Source organism: Hydrogenophaga sp. (assembly GCF_030656115.1).
GTDB lineage: Bacteria > Pseudomonadota > Gammaproteobacteria > Burkholderiales > Burkholderiaceae_C > Hydrogenophaga.
The window spans coordinates 1-20,944 of the sequence record NZ_JAUSOO010000047.1 but is presented as its reverse complement, the minus strand read 5'-3'; the positions used below and the strand labels follow the sequence as shown (position 1 = coordinate 20,944).

At 63.5% G+C, this 20,944-nt stretch carries 25 protein-coding genes; 14 read left to right on the top strand and 11 right to left on the bottom strand.

The genetic code is table 11. The features are described 5' to 3' along the window. Positions 1–67: 67 nt before the first annotated feature. The 14 genes from nifD (at position 68) to Q7J58_RS06540 (ending at position 10,732) form a co-directional block, all read left to right on the top strand. A complete protein-coding gene (gene nifD / locus Q7J58_RS06605) occupies positions 68–1,525 on the top strand; it encodes a nitrogenase molybdenum-iron protein alpha chain (RefSeq protein WP_304825132.1) in 1,458 nt (485 codons plus the stop codon). A 149-nt stretch (positions 1,526–1,674) separates the two neighbouring features. Further along, a complete protein-coding gene (nifK, locus tag Q7J58_RS06600; protein WP_304825130.1) occupies positions 1,675–3,234 on the top strand; it encodes a nitrogenase molybdenum-iron protein subunit beta in 1,560 nt (519 codons plus the stop codon). A 211-nt stretch (positions 3,235–3,445) separates the two neighbouring features. Beyond that, on the top strand, positions 3,446–3,793 hold the full coding sequence (locus tag Q7J58_RS06595; RefSeq protein ID WP_304825128.1) for a 2Fe-2S iron-sulfur cluster-binding protein: 348 nt from the start codon (positions 3,446–3,448) through the stop codon (positions 3,791–3,793). Between the two features lie 2 nt (positions 3,794–3,795). Then, on the top strand, positions 3,796–4,170 hold the full coding sequence (locus tag Q7J58_RS06590) for a hypothetical protein (RefSeq protein WP_304825126.1): 375 nt from the start codon (positions 3,796–3,798) through the stop codon (positions 4,168–4,170). A 174-nt stretch (positions 4,171–4,344) separates the two neighbouring features. Continuing rightward, complete coding sequence (locus tag Q7J58_RS06585) at positions 4,345–4,830, top strand: hypothetical protein (protein ID WP_304825123.1); 486 nt, start codon at positions 4,345–4,347, stop codon at positions 4,828–4,830. Between the two features lie 91 nt (positions 4,831–4,921). After that, positions 4,922–5,278, top strand: coding sequence for a hypothetical protein (locus tag Q7J58_RS06580; protein ID WP_304825121.1), 357 nt, complete (start codon positions 4,922–4,924; stop codon positions 5,276–5,278). A gap of 15 nt (positions 5,279–5,293) precedes the next feature. Then, on the top strand, positions 5,294–5,773 hold the full coding sequence (locus Q7J58_RS06575; RefSeq protein ID WP_304825119.1) for a ferritin family protein: 480 nt from the start codon (positions 5,294–5,296) through the stop codon (positions 5,771–5,773). Positions 5,774–5,929: 156 nt separating this feature from the next. Then, positions 5,930–7,432: a nitrogenase iron-molybdenum cofactor biosynthesis protein NifE gene (gene nifE, locus Q7J58_RS06570; protein WP_304825117.1), complete on the top strand. Its 1,503-nt coding sequence runs from the start codon at positions 5,930–5,932 to the stop codon at positions 7,430–7,432. Positions 7,433–7,454: 22 nt separating this feature from the next. Next, positions 7,455–8,855: a nitrogenase iron-molybdenum cofactor biosynthesis protein NifN gene (nifN, locus tag Q7J58_RS06565; protein ID WP_304825114.1), complete on the top strand. Its 1,401-nt coding sequence runs from the start codon at positions 7,455–7,457 to the stop codon at positions 8,853–8,855. 14 nt (positions 8,856–8,869) lie between these two features. Beyond that, positions 8,870–9,280 carry a nitrogen fixation protein NifX gene (gene nifX / locus Q7J58_RS06560; protein ID WP_304825112.1) on the top strand — a complete coding sequence of 137 codons (411 nt, stop codon included), beginning with the start codon at positions 8,870–8,872 and terminating at the stop codon, positions 9,278–9,280. After that, entirely contained in the window at positions 9,277–9,765 is a 489-nt protein-coding gene (locus Q7J58_RS06555; protein WP_304825110.1) for a NifX-associated nitrogen fixation protein, read from the top strand. Before nifX ends, Q7J58_RS06555 begins: the two co-directional genes overlap by 4 nt. A gap of 2 nt (positions 9,766–9,767) precedes the next feature. After that, complete coding sequence (locus tag Q7J58_RS06550; protein ID WP_304825108.1) at positions 9,768–9,971, top strand: CCE_0567 family metalloprotein; 204 nt, start codon at positions 9,768–9,770, stop codon at positions 9,969–9,971. An 11-nt stretch (positions 9,972–9,982) separates the two neighbouring features. After that, complete coding sequence (gene fdxB, locus Q7J58_RS06545) at positions 9,983–10,297, top strand: ferredoxin III, nif-specific (protein WP_304825106.1); 315 nt, start codon at positions 9,983–9,985, stop codon at positions 10,295–10,297. 6 nt (positions 10,298–10,303) lie between these two features. Continuing rightward, entirely contained in the window at positions 10,304–10,732 is a 429-nt protein-coding gene (locus Q7J58_RS06540; RefSeq protein ID WP_304825103.1) for a nitrogen fixation protein NifQ, read from the top strand. A gap of 633 nt (positions 10,733–11,365) precedes the next feature. Here Q7J58_RS06540 and Q7J58_RS06535 read toward each other — a convergent pair. The 11 genes from Q7J58_RS06535 to Q7J58_RS06485 all read right to left on the bottom strand — a co-directional run bounded on the left by Q7J58_RS06535 (position 11,366) and on the right by Q7J58_RS06485 (position 20,753). Continuing rightward, positions 11,366–13,252, bottom strand: a complete 1,887-nt coding sequence (locus Q7J58_RS06535) for a ClpP-like prohead protease/major capsid protein fusion protein (protein WP_304825101.1) — start codon at positions 13,250–13,252, stop codon at positions 11,366–11,368. Between the two features lie 6 nt (positions 13,253–13,258). Continuing rightward, positions 13,259–13,768, bottom strand: a complete 510-nt coding sequence (locus Q7J58_RS06530) for a hypothetical protein (protein ID WP_304825100.1) — start codon at positions 13,766–13,768, stop codon at positions 13,259–13,261. A gap of 11 nt (positions 13,769–13,779) precedes the next feature. Next, complete coding sequence (locus tag Q7J58_RS06525) at positions 13,780–14,070, bottom strand: hypothetical protein (RefSeq protein WP_304825096.1); 291 nt, start codon at positions 14,068–14,070, stop codon at positions 13,780–13,782. Positions 14,071–14,412: 342 nt separating this feature from the next. Beyond that, entirely contained in the window at positions 14,413–16,041 is a 1,629-nt protein-coding gene (locus Q7J58_RS06520) for a YfjI family protein (RefSeq protein ID WP_304825094.1), read from the bottom strand. Then, complete coding sequence (locus Q7J58_RS06515; protein WP_304825091.1) at positions 16,034–16,861, bottom strand: toprim domain-containing protein; 828 nt, start codon at positions 16,859–16,861, stop codon at positions 16,034–16,036. The genes Q7J58_RS06520 and Q7J58_RS06515 overlap by 8 nt, the downstream gene beginning before the upstream one ends. Then, the gene (locus Q7J58_RS06510; RefSeq protein ID WP_304825089.1) at positions 16,858–17,046 is read right to left on the bottom strand and encodes a hypothetical protein; all 189 of its coding nucleotides are present in this window, start codon (positions 17,044–17,046) and stop codon (positions 16,858–16,860) included. The genes Q7J58_RS06515 and Q7J58_RS06510 overlap by 4 nt, the downstream gene beginning before the upstream one ends. An 86-nt stretch (positions 17,047–17,132) precedes the next feature. After that, the gene (locus Q7J58_RS06505) at positions 17,133–17,330 is read right to left on the bottom strand and encodes an AlpA family phage regulatory protein (RefSeq protein ID WP_304825087.1); all 198 of its coding nucleotides are present in this window, start codon (positions 17,328–17,330) and stop codon (positions 17,133–17,135) included. A gap of 77 nt (positions 17,331–17,407) precedes the next feature. Then, positions 17,408–18,127, bottom strand: a complete 720-nt coding sequence (locus Q7J58_RS06500) for a hypothetical protein (RefSeq protein WP_304825085.1) — start codon at positions 18,125–18,127, stop codon at positions 17,408–17,410. A 241-nt stretch (positions 18,128–18,368) separates the two neighbouring features. Beyond that, positions 18,369–19,010, bottom strand: a complete 642-nt coding sequence (locus Q7J58_RS23190) for a JAB domain-containing protein (protein WP_336623476.1) — start codon at positions 19,008–19,010, stop codon at positions 18,369–18,371. 205 nt (positions 19,011–19,215) lie between these two features. Then, positions 19,216–19,521 carry a hypothetical protein gene (locus Q7J58_RS06490; RefSeq protein WP_336623475.1) on the bottom strand — a complete coding sequence of 102 codons (306 nt, stop codon included), beginning with the start codon at positions 19,519–19,521 and terminating at the stop codon, positions 19,216–19,218. Continuing rightward, positions 19,518–20,753, bottom strand: coding sequence for an integrase arm-type DNA-binding domain-containing protein (locus tag Q7J58_RS06485; protein WP_304825082.1), 1,236 nt, complete (start codon positions 20,751–20,753; stop codon positions 19,518–19,520). The genes Q7J58_RS06490 and Q7J58_RS06485 overlap by 4 nt, the downstream gene beginning before the upstream one ends. Positions 20,754–20,944 lie beyond the last annotated feature (191 nt).

Here is a 20,944-nt window from a genome sequence, read left to right as displayed (position 1 = left end):
CGCCTGGCCTGTGCCGGCGGGTCGGCCTTGCATCAATAAGCAAATCAAATATCCATTGGAGTTACCCATGACTGCCACAGTTGAAGACCGCAAGGCCACGAACAAAGCCTTGATCGATGAAGTGCTGAAGGCCTATCCCGAAAAGATGGCCAAGCGCAGGGCGAAGCACCTGGGCTCGTTCGAAGAAGGCAAGCCGGACTGCGGCGTCAAATCCAACATCAAGTCCCTGCCGGGTGTCATGACCATCCGCGGTTGTGCCTACGCCGGTTCCAAGGGCGTGGTGTGGGGCCCCATCAAGGACATGATCCACATCAGCCACGGTCCCGTGGGTTGTGGCCAGTACTCCTGGGCCGCCCGCCGCAACTACTACATCGGCACCACCGGCATCGACACCTTTGTCACGATGCAGTTCACCAGCGATTTCCAGGAAAAGGACATCGTGTTCGGTGGTGACAAGAAACTCGACAAGATCATTGACGAGATTCAAGAGCTGTTCCCTCTGAACAAGGGCATCTCGATCCAGTCCGAGTGCCCGATCGGCCTGATCGGCGACGACATCGAAGCGGTGTCGAAGAAGAAGAGCAAGGAATACGAAGGCAAGACCATCGTGCCCGTGCGCTGCGAAGGTTTCCGTGGCGTGAGCCAGTCGCTCGGCCACCACCTGGCCAACGACGCGATCCGCGACTGGGTGTTCGACCGCACCGATCCGAACAAGCGCCCCGAGTTCGTCTCCACGCCGTACGACGTGGCCATCATCGGCGACTACAACATCGGTGGCGACGCCTGGTCCAGCCGCATCCTGCTCGAAGAGATGGGTCTGCGCGTGATCTCCCAGTGGTCTGGCGACGGCACCATCGCCGAGATCGAGAACACGCCCAAGGCCAAGCTCAACGTGCTGCACTGCTACCGCTCGATGAACTACATCAGCCGCCACATGGAAGAGAAGTACGGCATTCCATGGGTGGAATACAACTTCTTCGGCCCGACCATGATCGAGAAGAGCCTGCGCGAGATCGCCAGCCACTTCGACGACAGCATCAAGGCCAAGGCCGAAGAGGTCATCGCCAAGTACAAGCCGCTGATGCAGGCCGTGATCGACAAGTTCAAGCCGCGCCTGCAGGGCAAGAAGGTCATGCTGTTCGTGGGCGGTCTGCGTCCGCGCCACGTGATCGGCGCCTACGAGGACCTGGGCATGGACGTGGTCGGCACCGGCTACGAATTCGGCCACGGCGACGACTACCAGCGCACCACGCACTACGTGAAAGACGGCACGCTGATTTACGACGACGTGACCGGCTACGAGTTCGAGAAGTTCGTCGAACAGGTGCAACCCGACCTGGTCGGCTCCGGCATCAAGGAAAAGTACGTGTTCCAGAAGATGGGCGTGCCCTTCCGCCAGATGCACAGCTGGGACTACTCCGGCCCCTACCACGGCTACGACGGCTTTGCCATCTTCGCCCGTGACATGGACATGGCGATCTCCAGCCCGATCTGGGGTCTCACGAAAGCGCCTTGGAAGAACTGACCACCCCCTTTCTTGCTCGCTTCGCGTAGCCGAATCCCCCCTCAAGGGGGCGCACCTGGCGGCCCGGCAAAGCCGGTTCCGCGGGTGCCCTGGCCAACGCGGGCGCGCTGATCGGATTCGAACTTTCTCAACATCCTCTGGAGAGCACCATGCCCCAATCAGCCGACAAGATCCTCGACCACGAACTGCTGTTCCGTGAGCCCGAGTACCAGGACATCTTCCGCAACAAGAAAGCGGAGTTCGAGTTCAACCACAGCGACGAATCGATCAAGCAGATCGTCGAGTGGACCAAGACCGAAGACTACAAACAGAAGAACTTCGCCCGTGATTCCCTGTCGGTGAACCCGGCCAAGGCCTGCCAGCCGCTGGGCGCCGTGTACGTCGCCAACGGTTTCCAGAAGACGCTGAGCTTCGTGCACGGCAGCCAAGGCTGCGTGGCCTACTACCGCTCGCACTTCAGCCGCCACTTCAAGGAACCCACGTCCTGCGTGAGCTCTTCGATGACGGAAGACGCGGCCGTGTTCGGTGGCCTGAACAACATGGTCGACGGCCTGGCCAACGCCTACAGCCTGTACAAGCCCGACATGATCGCGGTGTCCACCACCTGCATGGCCGAAGTGATCGGTGACGACGTCGACGCCTTCATCAAGACCAGCAAGCAAAAAGGCAGCGTGCCCGACGAGTTCGACGTGCCGTTCGCCCACACCCCGGCCTTCGTCGGCAGCCACATCACCGGCTACGACAACGCGCTGCTGGGCATCCTGCGCCACTTCTGGGACGGCAAGGCCAAGACCACCGAACCCCTGGTGCGCGTGCCCAACGACAGCATCAACTTCATCGGTGGCTTCGACGGTTACGTCGTGGGCAACATGAAGGAAATCCGCCGCATCTTCGATCTGTTCGGGGTGCAGGTGAACATCATCTGCGACCCGAGCGGCAACTGGAACACGCCCACCGACGGTGAGTTCCGCATGTACGCCGGCGGCACCTCGAAAGAAGAGGTGGTCGCCGCCCTGCACGCCAAGGCCACCATCGTGTTCCAGGAATTCTGCTGCGAGAAGACCAGCAAGTTCATCGCCGAACACGGTCAGGAAGTGGTCACGCTGAACGCCCCCATCGGCGTCGCCGGCACCGACCAGTTCCTGATGGAAATCTCGCGTCTGACCGGCAAGCCGATCCCGGCCGCGCTGGAAAAAGAGCGCGGTGAACTGGTCGACGCCATGGCCGACAGCCAGGCCCACCTGCACGGCAAGCGCTACGCCCTCTACGGCGACCCGGACCAGATGCTCGGCTACGCCCAGTTCCTGCTCGAACTCGGTGCCGAACCGGCGCACGTGCTGGCCACCAACGGCACCGAAACCTGGGCCGCCAAGGTGCAGAAGCTGTTCGACTCGTCGCCTTACGGCGCGGGCTGCAAGGTCTACCCCAAGCGCGATCTGTGGCACCTGCGTTCGCTGCTGTTCACCGAGCCGGTGGACTTCCTGATCGGCAACACCTACGGCAAGTACCTGGAACGCGACACCAAGACCCCGTTGGTGCGCATGGTGTTCCCGATCTTCGACCGCCACCACTACCACCGTTTCCCCACCTGGGGTTACGACGGCGGCATGCGCGTGCTGGTCACCCTGCTCGACGAGTTCTTCGAGACGCTGGATGCGAACACGATTGTTCCGGGCAAGACGGACTACTCGTACGACATCATCAGATAAGGCTCCCCCCGCGCCGCTTCGCGTCACCCCCCAGGGGGCGCCGCAGGCGGCCCGGCGAAGCCGGTTCCGCGGCGGCAAGGATGTGAACCCCCCCCGCGCCGCGCTGTGCGCGTCACCCCCCAGGGGGCGCCGCTGGCAGCCCGGCAAAGCCGGTTCTGCGGCGGCCTTGGTGGGGTGAGAGATTGCTTCTATCCATTTCTAGAGGTGCCCTATGGCCAACGTGACATTCAGTTCTCCGCGCATGAAGAAGGACCTCACGGTCTATGCCATCGCGGGTGACACCAAGACCCTGCTGGCGGTGGCGAAGGCCAACAACATTCCGCTGGATTTCGAGTGCGAGAACGGTGAGTGCGGCTCCTGCCAGCTGCAGGTGACCGTGCTCTCGGGCAACACGCCGCATGGTGTGGCGTTGACCGAAAAAGAGAAAACCGTGTTGAGGCTGGCCGGCAAGATCACGGCGCAGCAGATCGCCGACGCCGAAACCAAGGACCTGCCGCCGCCGTGGCGCCTGGCCTGCCAGTTCATCGTGCGCAACGAAGACATCGTCGTGAAGTTCTGACCATGAACACGCCCGCCACCACCGCAGCTCCGGCGCCCGAAGGATCGGGAAGCACGGCCCTTGAGGCGGTCTACATCAAGACCACGCAGGACGGCCGCAAGGTCGAGGTGATCGACGGCTGGGTGTGCCTGGGTGGTGTGCGCGAGGCGGACAACCTGATCGCCATGGACGAACACCCGAACCGCCAGGCCATTGCCAAGGCGGTGCCCGGCGCCACCCATGTGGCCGGTCGTTTGCCCCTGACGCTGCCCGAGGCCGCTGTGGCCCAGGGCGCCCTGTCGATTGCGCAGCGGCAGTTTGACGCCAGTCCGGCCGGCATCACGCAGCGCCTGCGCAAGGCGGTCTGGGCGAAGACGGCTGCTGAGGGTGTGGAGTGATGGCCCACCCCCGCCGCGCTTCGCGCGACCCCCTCAAGGGGGCGGCACTGGCCGTCCGGCAAAGCCGGCCCGGCGGTGCCCTGGGGCGCTCCCCCTCAGTCGTCTGGGCCGCGCTTCGGTGACTGACCGTGGTGAATTGGCGTTGAAAACCGGCTGCGGCCATCGGAGAAAACCATGATCTATGTGGTGGAAGTGCCCGAACAAGCCACGCCGCGCGCCTGGTTCGCCTACGACGAGGCCGACTTCGCCCGCAAGGTCGAGGCCGGCGATGCGCGACAGCCCTGGGAAATCTTCGACAGCCTGAGCCCGCGCGAATTGCTCGACGACCTCGGCCACGCCGACATCGACGCCGCAGCGCGCGAGCGCTACCCGGCCATCTGCGCGCTGGGCGACAGCCACGGCTGGGACACCGCCTTGTACCGGGCGGACCACCTGCTCGGCGCCGGCGTGCTGAGCCCCGAGCCGGTGAGCGAGCGTGCTGCGCTGGAAGCCGCACTGGCTGCGCGCGGCGGCGTCACCTGCGTCTACTACGGTGACCGCGATGCCATTGGCGCCTTTGAAGGCGCCGATCCGCGCATCGCCGGCAAAGACCACTGGCATGCGCGGCGTGCGCTCTACGAGCAGCTGGTGGCGCTCGAAGTGCTGGCCGACGACAACTGACCCCCAACCGATCCATGGCCATGACACTGCGCACCGAACGCACCCAGGCCCAGACGCTGTCCGGTCGGCCCGTCTTGACTTTGAGCACACCATGATCGCCCGCATGCAATACCTCATCCTGCAGAACAGTGGCGAGGTCATGAAGCGCCTGCTCGCCGAGCTGCAGGGGGAAGACGAACTGTTCGCCAGCGCCAACACCCTGGCCTGTGTGGAGATGCATTTGCTGCGCATGGCGCAGACCCTGGCGCACTGGCCCGAGCCGCTGCGCCTGCGCCTGGTGCAACTCGACTGGCACGGCTGGACGCGTCTGCAAAACCTGCTGGAAAGCAACAGCCAGCCACGGCGCGAAGCCGTCTGGTACGGCATCCACGCCCTGGTGCCGGCCACGCTGGAACTGATCGCCCAGCTGCGCCAGAAAGAGCCGGCCTGGTTCGACCTGGATTTTTGACCGAAGGAACACATCATGGACTCCGTAGAAGAATTTCTGGCCCACACCATCCAGCTGGAAAACGAAGCCGCGCTGCGCTTCGGCCAGCTCGCCGACGCGATGCGAACGGCCGGCAACACCGAGGTGGCCCAGCTGTTCCGCCAACTGGCCGACTACTCGCTGCTGCACCTGGGCGACGCGCGCGAACGCGCCGGCTACCGCAACCTACCCACGCTGGGCGAGGCCGACTACCAGTGGCCCGACATCGAAAGCCCCGAGGCCGCCGCGATCTGGGCCGCCGATCCGTTCATTGGTATCGAGCAGGCGCTGCAGGTGGCGCTCGACGCCGAAAGCGCCGGCCTGGCGTTTTACGACAACGTGCTGCAGACCACAACCGACCCCGAGATCAAGGTGCTGGCGAAAGAGTTCGTGGAAGAAGAGGCGCAGCACGTGGCCGAACTTGAGCGCTGGATTGAGCTGCACCGCAGCGGCGCCAAGCTCCCGATGCAGAAGTAGTCCGTGGTCGGGAGGTCTGTCGCAAAGCCACTGTGACATTCCCTTCAAAACCGCCACTGGTCGGTGTGAAACAGGCGAAAGCAGAACGAAAAACAGCGGTTTGGGCCTGGCACCCAACTTGCAAAGGGACTCACAACCCACCGTCTGGAGTCCGCCATGTCTGTATCGCTCAAAGCCAAGATCGCTGAAGTGTTCGAAGAGCCCGGCTGTGACATCAACCAGGGCAAGAGCGAGAAGGAACGCAAGAAGGGCTGCACCAAGCAGCTCTCGCCCGGCGCCGCGGCCGGCGGTTGCGCCTTCGACGGCGCCAAGATCGCGCTGCAGCCGGTGGTCGACGTGGCCCACCTGGTGCACGGCCCCATCGCCTGCGAAGGCAACTCCTGGGACAACCGCCACAGCGCCTCGTCGGGTTCCACCATCTACCGCAGCGGCTTCACCACCGACATCAACGAACTCGACGTGATCTACGGCGGTGAAAAACGCCTCTTCAAGTCCATCCGCGAGATCATCGAAAAATACGACCCACCCGCGGTGTTCGTCTACCAGACCTGCGTCACGGCCCTGACCGGCGACGACATCGAAGCCGTGTGCAAACGCGCCGCCGAAAAGTTTGGCAAACCGGTGATCCCGGTCAACGCACCCGGCTTCGCCGGTCCCAAGAACCTGGGCAACAAGCTCGGCGCCGAAGCCCTGCTGGACTACGTGATCGGCACCGTCGAACCCGAGTTCACCACCGCCTACGACATCAACATCATTGGCGAATACAACCTCGTCGGCGAGCTCTGGCAGGTCAAACCCTTGCTCGACGCGCTGGGCATCCGCATCCTCTCGTGCATCTCGGGCGACGGCCGCTACAACGAGATCGCCAGCGCCCACCGCGCCAAGGTCAACATGATGGTCTGCTCCAAGTCGATGATCAACATCGCGACCAAGATGGAGCAGCGCTACGGCATTCCCTATTTCGAAGGGTCGTTCTACGGCATCAGCGACATGAGCGAGACCCTGCGCCAGATCGCCAGCCTGCTGGTGAAGCAGGGCGCCGACGCCGAGCTGATCGAACGCACCGAGCGCCTGATCGAGGTCGAAGAAGCGCGCGCCTACAAGCGCATCGCCGAATACAAGAAGCGCCTGCAGGGCAAGCGCGTGCTGCTGATCACGGGCGGCGTGAAGTCCTGGTCGGTGGTGGCGGCGCTGCAGGAAGGCGGCATGGAAATCGTCGGCACCAGCGTCAAGAAGAGCACCAAGGAAGACAAGGAAAAGATCAAAGAGATCATGGGCGAGGGCGCCGACGCCCACATGATCGACGACATGACGCCGCGCGAGATGTACGCGATGCTGAAAGAAGCGCGCGCCGACATCATGCTCAGCGGCGGTCGCTCACAGTTCGTGGCGTTGAAGGCGCGCATGCCCTGGCTCGACATCAACCAGGAACGCCACCACCCCTACGGGGGCTACGAGGGCATGGTCGAGCTGGTGCATGAAATCGACCGCGCCATCTTCAACCCGGTGTGGCAGCAGGTGCGCATCCCCGCGCCCTGGGGCGACGACGGCGAAACCCTGGGCGCGGTCACGCCCACCGTGACGGGCACCTCAACCGACCACCTCAGCGCGGTGGCCGCAAACGCCATGGGTCTCGAACCCGAAGAAATCCCCGTCTGACGCAACCCTCAGGAACACAGCCATGGCCCGCGTCGTCGAATCCAAAAAAGCCTGCACCGTCAACCCGCTCAAGATGAGCCAGCCGCTGGGCGCGAGCTTCGCCTTCCTGGGGCTGGACGCCTGCATGCCGGTGATGCACGGTTCGCAGGGCTGCACCTCGTTCGGCCTGGTGCTGCTGGTGCGCCACTTCAAGGAAGCGATCCCGCTGCAGACCACGGCCATGAACGAGGTGACCACCATCATGGGTGGCTTTGAGAACATCGAGGCGGCGCTGCTCAACATCCGCAAGCGCGCAGCGCCCAGGGTGATCGCGATCTGCTCCACCGGCCTCACCGAAACCAAGGGTGACGACGTCGATGGCTACCTCGTGACCGCACGCCAGCGCCACCCCGAGCTGGCCGATACCGAGATCATTTACGTCTCCACGCCCGACTACGTGGGCGCGTTCGAAGACGGCTTCAAACACGCCATCACCGCCATCGTGAAGGCGCTGGTGAAACCGCTGCCGGTGGTGGCCGACCAGGTGACGCTGCTGCCCGGCAGCCACCTCACGCCCAGCGACATCGACGAGCTGCGCGAGATCATCCAGGCCTTTGGCCTGAACCCCATCGTGTTGCCCGACATCTCGGGCTCGCTCGACGGCCACATCGCGCCCGACTGGCGCGGCACCACGCTCGGCGGCACCACACTCGAGCAGATCCGCGCCGCGGGCGCCTCGGCCTTCACGCTGGGCATTGGCGAGCAGACGAGGGAAGGCGCCGAGGCGCTGCAAACCATCGCCGGCACGCCGCTGGAGATCTTCGAGCGCCTGACCGGCCTGGCCTGCAACGACCGCTTCCTGCAGCGACTCGCGCAAATCTCTGGCAAGCCGGTGCCGGCCAAGTACCGGCGCCAGCGCAGCCAGCTGCTCGACGCCATGCTCGACGGCCACTTCTACACCGGTGGCATGAAAGTGGCCATCGCCGCCGAGCCCGACCTGATGCTGGCCCTGGGCGGCCTGCTGCACGAGATGGGCGCCGAGCTCAAGTGCTGCATCAGCACCACGCAGTCCAAAGCGCACGAGCACCTGCCTGCCGAGCAGGTGCTGCTCGGCGATCTGGAAGACCTGGAGACCGCCGGTGCCGACTGCGACCTGCTGGTCACGCACTCGCACGGCCGCCAGGCCGCCGAGCGCCTGAACAAACCGCTGCTGCGCGTGGGCTTTCCAGTGTTCGACCGCATTGGCAACGCGCACAAGGTGTCGGTCGGCTACCGCGGCACCATGAACCTGATCTTCGAGATCTCGAACCTGATGATTCAACGCATCGCCCACCACCACGCGGGCGACTGGCCGCTCACACCCGAAGCGCAGCTTGCCACGCGCCGGCTCGACGGGCAGGGCGACCCCATCCCTTCCAACCAGCTGGCCGCGGCCAGCGCCTGAACCAGGAGCAACCCATGAAGATCGCCTTCGCCACCCAGGACAAGGAGCGCGTGGACGCGCACTTCGGCTGGGCCAAGAGCATCGTCGTTTACGAGATCGGGGCCGAAGGCCACCACTTCGTCGAGAGCTTCGAGTTCGGCGACAAGCTCGAAGAAGACGGCGACGAGGACAAGCTCGCGCCCAAGCTCGAAGCCATCAAGGACTGCGCCATCGTCTACGTGGCGGCCATCGGTGGCTCGGGCGCTGCGCGCGTCGTGGCCATGAAGATCCACCCGATCAAGGTGCCGCAACCCGAAAACATCGCCGAGATCCTGGACAAGCTGCAGGTCGTGTTGCAAGGCACGCCGCCACCCTGGCTGCGCAAGGCCCTGGCCAAGGACAGCGAACGCGCATTCGATTTTGAAGACGACGAGGTCACACCATGAACGCCACCGCCACCCCCGAACTCGCGCCCGAGAGCGACGAGGCCTTTCTCACCACGCCTTTTGTGCAGCAACTGATCAAACAGATGCGCGCGCAGGACACGCACGGCAGCTGGGAAGGCAAGACCGACCTGCAACTGCTCAAGCCCTTCATCCACACCGCCGAAGAGCGCCGCGCCCTGCCCATCCTCGGCGACCCGGACCCCGAGACCCTGTGGCACCTGGAGATCTTCTACAACGCCATCGCGGTGGCGATCGAGCGCGAGACCGGCCAGATGGTGTCGCCCATGATGAAGATGAGCCACGAAGGTTTTGGCCGCATGGTGCTGATCGCCGGCCGCCTGGTGGTGGTCAACAAGCAGCTGCGCGACGTGCACCGCTTCGGTTTCCCTTCGCTGGCCAAACTGTCCGCGGCGGGCAGCAAGTTCCTGACCGAAGCCGTCGCGATGATCCGCGAGTACCCCGCCGTGGCGCAATACGGAGCCTGACCATGAGCACCGAAGCCGACGAACTCAAGGCGCGCCTGAAGAAGGCCAACGCCCAGGCCACGCAGGCCAAGATGGACCTGCACGATCTGTCCGAGGACCTGCCCACGGGCTGGGAAAACATCCTCGCGGTGGCGCAGCGTTGCCACGACACCCACGCCACGCTGATGGACCTGCGCAAAGCCGTCGCTGCAGCGGCTGACAGCTGAAGGAGCACGGCATGAGCGACACATTCACCATCACCATGCCCAGCGGCGCCACCTGGACGCCGACCTTTGTGGCCTCGCTGGACGAAGAAAAATGCATTGGCTGCGGACGCTGTTTCAAGGTCTGCCCGCGCGGCGTGCTCGAACTCGTGGGCCTGACCGATGAAGGCGAACGCATTTCGGTGAATCTCGACGACGATGACGACGACGAGGAATACGAAAAAAAGGTCATGACCATCGCGCACCAGGAACTCTGCATCGGCTGCACCGCCTGCTCGAAGATCTGCCCCAAGAAGTGCTACACGCACGCGGCTGCACCGGCGGTGTGAACGGTCATGGCCACGCCGCTGGTGAAACCCGCCCCCGACTGGACCGCCCTGGAGCCGCTGATTCGTGTGCGGCGCGACGAGGTAGACGAGGTGCAGAGCCTGCTGCTGGAACATGCCGACCTGTCGGCCACCACCTTGACCGAGCGCCTGGAACTGTCGTGGACGCTGGCCTGCGCCACCCTGGGTGACCGCCACCTGTGGCAGGACCTGGGCTTGCCCTCGCGTGAGGCTTTGTCGGCGCTGATCGCCCACGCCTTCCCGTCGCTGGCCGCGCGCAACACGCAGAACATGAAGTGGAAGAAGTTCTTTTACCGCCAGCTCTGCGAGCGCGAAGAGATCCTGATCTGCAAGTCACCCACCTGCGGCGACTGCAGCGACCATGGGCTGTGTTTCGGTCCGGAGCTTGCAACGGCCGCACCGCTCACCACCGCGTGACGCGGTATGGGGTGCCGTTGCCGGGACCATGCCGCATCCGCTCTCACACCGCAGTTCTGTTGGAACAGGCGGGCAATTGCCATGCGGTCTTCAGGCTGGATTCGTGGGTCGCGTGGCGGGTTTTTGCATCTGCTGACCTTGCACGGTGGCAGGTGCTGCGCTTCACTTTGGAATCTGCCGAAAGTTAACCGCTTGCAGGTACCTGATTTCGCGCGGTGCTTTGGCCCGGAGGGGTTCGAAAAAATCAATCAGACAATTGATTTAAAAGGGTTTTTTGTTTTCGTTTTTTGCTCCGTTCCCCTATGCGTTCCCCTTGATTTGAACGTTAACGTTGTGACCAACAAAAAAGCCGCACGAAGCGGCTTTTTGTGGGGCAAGCGGTCATCGCGTACTCACAGCCGTAGAAGTAGCTGCCGCTTGCACGCCGTGCGCCCAACCTAGCGCACCAGAGCAAAAAAGCCTATGGCTCGAACACAGCCCGGGGGGTCTGACCTGAGCGTAGGTGAAAGGTGCTGGCCTCGTTGCGCTTTCCCGAGCGCATCCCTTTACCAGCGGTCACAAGGTCGGCTGCCCTTGTGAAAGGGAAACCGTCAGGCCCGGAGAGGGGGTCTGGCGGTCTGAGCGTTGCGCGAATCAGGCGCCCGGGTTCATGTGCAAGGCGCGATGGTCGATCACACCCACACCGAAGTCGTGCCGCACCTTGTAGCCGTACACATCGCGCTTGAACTCGGCGTTCTCGATGATGGTCGGCTGGCGTTGACCGTCGAGGTACACGCGCAGGATGCCGTCAATCTGGTTCGGACTGGCGGCCAGGTACCACGCCTTGTCACTCACGGCATCCAGGCGCGGATCGGACACCAGCGTCAAGTTTCGGATGAACTGAAGGTTTGGCGTGTCGTTCCCCTTGGACGGGTCCACGATGCTGGCGATCAGCTGCTCGGCCAGGGTTTCCAGGGCCACCGGCACGATAAGGAATCGCGGCTGAGGGTCCAGATACCCGAGACCGTTGATGCCCTTCTGTTTACGCATAGCGGCCCGAGCCAGCGCAAGCGATTGGAGGCTCAGGGCCGCGACCGCGCTCAGGTTGCCATGGTCGGCATGGAACAGCGGCACACCATCGCGCATGTTCGGGTTGGCGGTCAGCATGGCGAACACTTTGTCGGCTTCCATGCGGCGGGCGGCCATGCCCATGGCAGCCGGAACCGAGGTCAGTGCCCCGAGGTCGTCATTGATGAGGGCCTGGCGCGAGATTTCGAGGATCTTGCCGCTGGTGGACAGCTGGAACGTCGTGGCGCTGTCCCGCATCGTGCCTGACTTGTATTCGCCCAGCTCGGGCACATCGTCCAGGTCCGGCGCCTCGCTCAGGTTGATGAGGGTCTGAGGCTTGAAATCGCGCACATCGCGCTCACCCGTGAACAGAGTGTGACCGACCGGCGCGGTTTCATAGCCCAGCGCCAGGGCCTTGTTGGCCGTGTTGCCCAGCAGGGCCGGGAAGTCATCGGTTGCAAAGGCCGCCTGAATGACACCAGCCGAAGAGCGGTCACGCAGGTCTGCACCGCTCATGCTCAGGATGCTTTCAGCCATGGCCACGATGCCCATGCGCTGCAGGTCTCGGGTGGCTGGGTGCGGATCGGCAACCTTGATGCCCGCGCGCATCAGCAACACGTCGGTGGCTGCGGCCTTGAACTCGGTCAGGCGGTTCTCACCAGGCAGATACGGGCGTGCACCGCCAGCAATGGGTTCAGCGCCCCGACCCAACTGGGCGAGGATACGCTGGCCAGCCTGAGCGGCTGTCACGGTGGTGTCGGTCTCCAGGGCTGCCACGAAAGAAGACATGCCCTCATAGGCCATGAAAGGCTGACCCATGAAGCGGATATCGGCGCGGCGCTGGGCCTCGGCTTGCACGGCGGCGGCCTCAATGGCGGCGCGAGTGGGAACGGTGGGGGTGGTCATGGCATTGATCCTTGAAACGATGTGGAGGGGGATGCGGATGGCGCTGGCCATTGCGTTGGCGAACTCGGTGGCGGTCTCTTCGGCGGTAGCCACCTCAGTGACAAGGCCAGCCGAAAGGGCTTCATCGGCTGTAAACCAATGGTCGGAGCCATCCAGCCAGCCAGCGATCACAGCCTCGCTCTGGCCGGTGCGGCGGTAAGCTGCCTTGAGCGTTTCAGCCACGCGATCCAAAAGGTCGGCGGCATTGCGCAGGGTCTTGGCGTTGCCAGAGGCGCCCCCTGTCCACGGGGCGTGGACCATGACCAGCCCGGTGGCGTGAACCCGGCGGACGCTGCCCGCCATGAGGATGACGCTGGCAACCGACAAAGCCCAGCCGCTCACCTCGGTGGTGAGGCCGGCAGGCCAGCCCAGCAGGGCCGAAAAGATGGCCACACCAGCCTGAACGCTGCCGCCGTCCGAGTTGATCTGAACGGTCAGCGGCTGGTTGCGGTCAAGAGTTGCCAGGTCGGCCAGCACCTGGGTGGATGTGGCCTCGCTGATGGGTCCGAAAATGGTGAGTGTTTGCATGGCGCCTCAAAGGAAGTTCGCCAGCAATGTCTCCCAGTCCGAATCCTTGCAACAGGCCCCACTTGATTTGAAAACCGCATACAAGCCCTTGGCTGTACCAGGAAGACCTGCATCACAGCGGAGTGCCAGCCACACCAGTGTGCGAGCCTCGGGCCAGTGCGGCGGCGGGCTATCCCTGTATCGGTAGATGGCCCACTCCGAGCGCTGAAAACGCTCGATCTCCTCAGCCAGGCGCACGCAGCGCGGCCAGAGGCCCGCGTTGTCATCCAGCGCCACAACCTGAAGGGCGCGAGCCAGAAAGGCGTTTCGCTTTTTCATGCGCAGTCGGCGCGAGACCGAGCCGCCATTCCCTCCTTCCGGGCTCACCAGTCTCAGCCCTTGCTCCAGCGGCTCATCTCGGCGCAACGCGCTCAGCAGGCCCGCGGTGAACCACTCGCGCGTGGTCACGGCGCATGGGCGCTCGTCGTGAAGCGCCTCGAACAGGTCCGCCAGCATTTCGACCGGAGTCGTCGGCACATGGCGCTCCATCAGTGCAGCCCCCCAGGACCCGAGGCCAGGTCAGGCGCCTGGGTCAGCGTGACGTTGAAGATGGGCGTGCGAGCACCGTGCGAGTCGTACACCCCCTCAAAAGTCACCGCATCGCCGTGGAAGCGCACCAGGCAAAGCACTTCGCCCTTGCCGCTGCGGACGTTGCCCAGCAGCGCCAACGCAGCGCCCGCGCCCTCAGTCTGGTTCAGCGCGTTCAGTGCCAACCCCCACAACCCAGCCTCTGCGGCTGTGGTCAGGGTCTTTACTTTGTCGATCATCTGTTCATCCATCGTTCACTCCTTAAAACACAAAACAACCCCCCTAGCAGCCCACGACAACTAGGGGTCTAACGCCGCCGAATCCACCCTCGGGCTGGCACCCCCGGGAGTACCTTTCAGGCGGTGATCTTGAGTAGGGCGGCCCGCTTTTCCAGTGCGGTGCGTGCAACCCCATTACCCCCACGACACAGCGACAACCTCGACAACCCCGCAGCAGGTTCGGTATCTATGACATGCACGCCGTTCGATGGTTGTCGAGGTTGTCGCGGTGTCGCAGGGGTTAAGGGTGTTTGGATGCAAGTCATTGAAATAGAAAGAAAAAAGGTTTGAAATTGTTTCAAGCGACAACCCCGATCAACTCGACAGCAACCCTGGGTTGACGCGGTACGCCTTGGACGGCCTCATGCCTGGCCGGATCAGCTTGAACTCGCGCAGGGACTCACCATCCACCAGCCGATCCAGCGCCTTGTCGAGACGCTCGCCCGACCTGAACCGGCCCTCTTGCGCCTTCTGTGCCTCGCGTCTGGTGAACTGTTCGCGGCCCTCTGCCTTGATCCAGCGCACCAGCGCCACAGCGTCGGTATCCACGGCATCGGTACCCAGCAGTGAGAACGCGGCGCGGGCGTGCTCAATCAGCAGGCGCCCCAGCTGCAGCGCGTTGCGCATGGCGACCTCTGACACTTCATCAGCGGTCAGGCCCATCTCGGCCAGCTCGAACACAGCCGCTACACGCGCCAGCTGGCCAGGCAGCTTGCTGGTCCAGTCGCTGATGGCCTCGTACTGCCCGCCCTCGCCCTGGTTGTCTTCGATGTGCTGAGCAAAGGTGAACCACAGCTCGCGCGCCGGGTCGGTGAACTGCAGCACGCGTGGCTTGCCGACCGGTTCACCCCAGCCCTCCAGCAGCCCGAAGATGCCGCGCTCGTAGGCTTCCTTGACGTGGGGCGGTATGGGCGCGTGGCGCCGCACGTCTCGCGTGCCCACGGTGGAATCAGGGACGCACCACAAAAACCGCGCCAGCAGCCCGCTATCACGGAATCGCTTGGACCCTGCCACATCTGCCAGCGTGCCGGGCTGCACCATCAGGCCAAAAGACAGGGCGGGCCTGTCAAGGTGAACTGATCGTGTCGCACGATCAACCCGCATCGGGGAACCTGCGTGCCCCATGAGATACACGTCGAGGTTCGCCTGTCCTCCTGAGTACAGGCCCGCCATGATCTGGAACGAACCGGATTCGTCGCTGTGTGTGGCCATGCGTTCGCCATGCTCAGCCAGCAGCGCCTGAAGTCTCTCGGGTGTGCTGTCGCTGGTGAACAGGCGCGGCGCCCGCAGTTCTTCCGGCGTGTTCAGTTCCTCGTGCTGAATTTCATTCTGAATGGATTCGCGCTCGTTGGAATCTTTGGCCTTTGCAGCGTCCTGTAGCAGCCGCTCAATCCGCCTCTTTGCCACAGCCCGCTGAGCATTGACCTTGGCAATGTCGCGGCGCATACGATCAGCGTGCAGTTTTTCCCAGCGCAACAGCGGTCCCAGCGTCGCACCCAGCACCGCGCTCTTGCGCGTACCTGGTGGGCTGGCGCTCACGGTCCACAGGCACAGCGGCTCGGTGTAGTCGCACCCCAGCGGTGCGACCTCGTAGCGCCGTTGCAGCACGGTTGCCAGCACGGCCAGCGTGCTCATCACCGCCAGGGCGGGCGGCGTCTGCGTGCTGTCTGCAACGGCCTCAACCATGGCGCCCGCCCAACTGGGCAAGATGCTTGCGGGAATGGGCGGTGTGGTGCGCGTGCCAGGCAGCACCGGGTCGGGCCATTCCTCGGGCGCTGGTGTGTCGGCATGCGCCTGGGCATTGCTGGGCACCACGTCCTCAAACTCAGGCCAGCCGCGCGCAGCAGGCGGTTTCACGGGCTGCGCTGCGTCTACCAGGGCGCGCACCGCTTCGGGGCCAGCCACGCGGGCCAGGTCGTTTGCATCAGTGAGTTCGTCAGCCATGTGTCACCCCATCGAAACGGGGCACGGCCACCAGGCCACCCACGGCACGCGCTGCCTGGGTGGCACGCGTCACGCCAGGGTTGCCCGGTGTCATCAGATCGTTGTCGGCCACGATGATCAGGCTCAGTTCGGGGAACTTGGCGCGCAGTGCGCAGGCCACGGGCTGCAGGCCCCCGGCGTTGAAGGCCACAGCAACGGCGCGGCCCGTTGCCGCGTACAGCGTCGCACCTGTCGCGTAGCCCTCACAGATCAGCAGCGATTTCAGCGGTCTACCAATGGGGCAGTAGCACCCCGCAATCTTTCCACCGCTCAGAAAGCGCTTGGCGCCGTCAGGCCCAATGAATTGCAGGGTGTGTAGAACACCTTGCGCGTCACGCGCCGGGATCAACAGCAGCTCACGCAACTGGCGCACCCCGTAGGCGCCTACGCTCTTGCGTTGCAGGTAGGGGTGTGCGTTTGTCGCTGGTCGCGCACGCTCCCACAGCTTCGCAGCACGGGCGCGGGCCTCGGCTTGCACCTTGTCGCGCTCGGCATCGCGGGCGGCGCGCATGGCGGCCAGCTGCCGCTGCAGCTCGGCATGTTCTGCCGGTGTCTGCGGCTTGTGGCTGGCTTCGCGCCATGTGTGCGTGGCGCCGGTTTTCCACGATCCAAACGATCCGCATGGCACCGGGCTTTCGTGCAGCACGTAGAACCCATTGGTGCTGCCCGGCTTGTCGCCTCGCACGCGGTAGCGGTGAATGCGGCCATCGGGGATCAGCTCGATTTCCTTGTGCGGCGCCAGGCCAGCGGCACGCATGGCATCCAACATTGTGTTGCTCATACCGGCAAGCCCTCCACCACAGCCAGGAAGCTGCCCAGATCGTGCGGGTGGCTGAACACACGGGTTTGCGTGTTGCGGGTGACGTGGTACGTGACCCGGCTATTGTCAGCGCGGTGCACGCGCTGCAGCACGTAGCGGCGGCGGGCGAAACGGGCGCGCAAGGTATCGAACTCCTTGCGGTCCATGGTGTGCGGTCCTAAAATGGCTTTGCGTTTTGATTCCTGAGCCGTCGCGGGTGTGTCCAGCACCCCGGCGGCTTTTTCATGCACTGTCATTGCTGCGCCGCTTTTCCCTGGGCGTCGCGCCAAGCGATCAGCTCGGCGGCGTCGAAGACGGTGCAGCGTGGCGACAGCTTGCGCGGCTTTGGGAAGTCGGGCCGCTCCTTGTTCCAACGCCAGAAAGTGGCAATGCCGATGCCCAGCAGGGCGGCCCCTTGCTTGGGGCGTACAGATTGATTTTCAGAGGCCATAAATCACCTTCAGTTGACCCCGCGTTGTCTTGCGACTGCGGTACGGGGTGAAGTGTGAAATTTGGTCAGCGTTGCGTCTAGGACGATTGGGCGTGCTTTTTGAGCTTGAATCGTCCGGACTGGTACGGTTGCCGTTTCATCCGTATCAGCAGCTTCTTGGTTTGGTCTTCGCTGAAAGCCCCTGCAGGGGCGTCGAACGTGACCTCCGCAAGCATTGCAATCTGGCTGAAGTCAAGGCACTTCACGAGAAATCCTTCAGGGAACCCGAGCCAGGTTGCAAGGCCCTCGACCAGTTGACGCTGCAAGACAGACCACTCGGTGCTCTTGGTCTTTGTCGCTTGAAGCTCAACCAGGTCAGGAATCCGGCGCGCAATAGCGGGTCGTGGTGACCGCGATGACACCACGTCAAGAACATCGGCGAGAGTTGACCTTTGCCGATAGTTGGACCTCAGCGCCTGATACAGCACCTCCAGACCATCGCGGTGACGAAAGCTCGCGGAACCAAACCGTTGCTGCTCAAGGGTCCGCTTCAGTGCGCCATCCAGCTCGAAAGCGTCCGGCCACGGTTCATCGTCTTCCCCATGCAGGTCGCCCAGGTGATAGGTCCGCATCAGCGTTTCTCGGGCGCGGAAAAGGTCGGCAAGTTCTCCAGCTGCATGCGAGATTTCATCGTTCAGCCGTCCAAGCTTGTTGACGGCCTGCGTGATGGCGGGCGGTGCTTTTTTCCCGGTCTTCTTCGTCGGCGCTTGCCTCGGGCGCGCCTCATTTTCCAGGGCGCATTCGAAGGCCACCTCCAAGATGCATTGCCTCAGATGCTCACTTACAGGCCCCGACAACCCTCCTAGAAAACGTGCATAGAACGGGGCATCAGCCGGGACGTGCCATGAGTCTGGCGCGAGGTCACGCCATCGGTCTTCGAAGCGTGTGCGAATCGTCCCCCACTTGCTCGTGTAGTCACTCTCTGATCCGGCGTACTCATCGCCGGGCGTCGGCTTGAATTCATCAAGGGCGCGAACGGCCCACGGTGGGAGTGACACGCTACACCAACCCAATTTCAGCCATCGATACGCACGCAGTGCCCGCCACGATGATGTGATCCAGTACGCGTACATCCAGCATCGATAGAGCCGCCTTGAGGCTTTGCGTCACAGCCTCATCGGCCTCGCTTGGTCGCGCATCTCCGCTCGGGTGGTTGTGTGTCAAAACCACAGATCTTGCTTTGTGTGCAAGTGCTCTCAGGGCTACTTCGCGTGGATAGACAGAGACTTGTGTGAGTGTTCCTCGGAAGATCGATTCAAAGGTGATCAGCCTGTTCTGTGAGTCGAGAAACAGTATCCCAAATTCTTCGTGCGGCAGCGCTCCCAAGCGCAGCGAAAGATAGCATCTGACTGCGGCTGGTGAATCGAACAGTGGCCCTTTGCTGCGCAGCTTCCCCTCCAGCATCGTGAGTGCGTGACCAAGTAAGCGCCGTTCCGCCGGATCAAACTCCCAGGATGCAATGGCATCGGAAACTTCATCGCGCAGCCCTGATTCGACACAATCTGACAGCTTGATTTGCTGATCAATTCGTTTGAATCGTGCCTCTTGCAATCTGCCAATGGAGCGGGGAAGACGCCCTCGGGTGCGCGTCTGTTTGACTGGCTCACTCAAGGCGGTCGGGAAATGTACAACTTCAGCCATGACGCGACCTCCGGACCATGCAGATCAAGGTAACAGTGTCTTTCAGTGCGTGCGTCGTTTTGTACCCGGTTCGAGCTGGGGTAGAGTTCACAGCAATCATTGTCGAAGCTCCGTTCTTCGGTGGTGACCAGGGGTCGGACGGTGTTACAGCACCTTCCGACCCCGCCTTTTTACCCAGCTCGCGCCGCCGCTGGGCGTGGCGGATTCATCGTGATCCGGGAGATATTGGGGCGCTCAGTACGCGAAGGTGCCCGTTCCCCTTCCAAAATTCGCGGTACAGGTTCACCGCCACGGCCTGGGCTTCGTAGGCCACGTCGCGACCGGCGGCCACTATGGTTCCGTCATCCAGCACCACAGCCAAACGGGCTGGGTGGCCGTCCACAGTGACCGTCAGTCCCTCATGCGCAACCGCGCTGATAACAATACCCGGCAGCCGCCCGGTGGGTTGTGTTCCGATCATTTGATGTCCATTTTGGCCCTGGTTAAAACGCGCCAGGGTTACGCGGTTCATGCCCTCAACGGGATGATCTTCGCGCCCTCGCGCAACTGGTCCAGGTAGTCGGCCCACGCAGTCATCATGTTCCGGCGTTGCTCTATGAACTCGGCGCGGTCGTAGGCTGCCCCAAGCGGGCCGGACTTGCCGTGCGCAAGCTGCGCCTCGATCACGTCGGGGTGCATGTTCAGTTTCTCCACCATGATCGTACGGGCCATGGCGCGGAAGCCGTGCGGCGTCATGTCGTCATTGGTATAGCCCAATCGGCGCAGCGCCACGCGCAGCGTGTTCTCCGACATGGGGCGCTTGGTGCTGATCAGGCTGGGGAATACGTACGGGCTGTGCCCGGTCAGTGTTTGTATCTCGCGAAGCAGGTCAAGGGCTTGTTTCGGTAGGGGGACCAGGTGCGGGCGCCCGTTCATCTTGCCGTACACGGTGCGCTTCATCTTCGCGGCCGGGATGGTCCACAACCCGGTATCCATGTCGATCTCTGCCCATTCCATATGCCGCATGTTGCCTGGCCGCTGGAACAGCAGGGCGGACAGCAGCAGGGCGGCGCGTGTCACCGGCTGGCCGGGATAGTCGTGCATGGCCCGCATCAGCTCGCCAGCCTTGGCCGGTTCCAGAATGGCGGCCATGTGCTTGACGTTCAGCGGCTGCAGGGCTCCGTGAAGGTCCGGGGCTGGGTTGCGCTCACACCGGCCGGTGGCGATGCCATAGCGGAACACTTGGCCCGCGGTCTGGCGCAGCGTGTGGGCGGTTTCCCGGGCGCCACGCTTTTCGATGCGGCGCAGCGTGTTCAGCAGCATAGGCGCCGTGATCTCAGGTAGGGGAACAGACCCCAACCAGGGAAAGAGGTCTTTTTCCATTCGTTCCAGCCAGCGGGCGGCGTACTGGGCACTCCAGCCGCTGGCCTTGGTGGTGTGCAGCTCGCGCGCCACCGCCTCGAAGGTGTTGATGGTGTGCATCTTCGCCTCCAGGCGCTCTATCTGGCGGCGCTTCGCGGGGTCGGAGCCGCTGGCCAGCACCTTGCGGGCATCGTCGCGGTCTGCCCTGGCTTGCTTGAGAGGGACGGCAGGGTAGGAGCCGATGGCGAGGCGGCGCTCCTTGACGGCGAAGTAGTACTTCCAGAACCAGCGCTTGGAGCCGCTGGGGGAGACTTCCAGGTAAAGGCCACCAGAATCGGCGAAGCGCGCGCGCTTCTTGTCGGGCGGGCAGTTGGCGGCGCGGCAGGCAATGTCGGTAAGCATAGGGGAACAACCTCCAAAAAGCAGCCGAAAGAGCTGCCTCGTTCCCCTTATGTGCGCCCAGCATGGGCGCACTCCTGCGGGTGCAAGTCCCGCCGCAAGTTGACCAAGACGAGCGAAGCGAAGCGCAACCGCATGAGGGCGACCGAGTGTGGGAAGGAAGCGTGGAGCGCAAATCATGAGCCGATGGACAA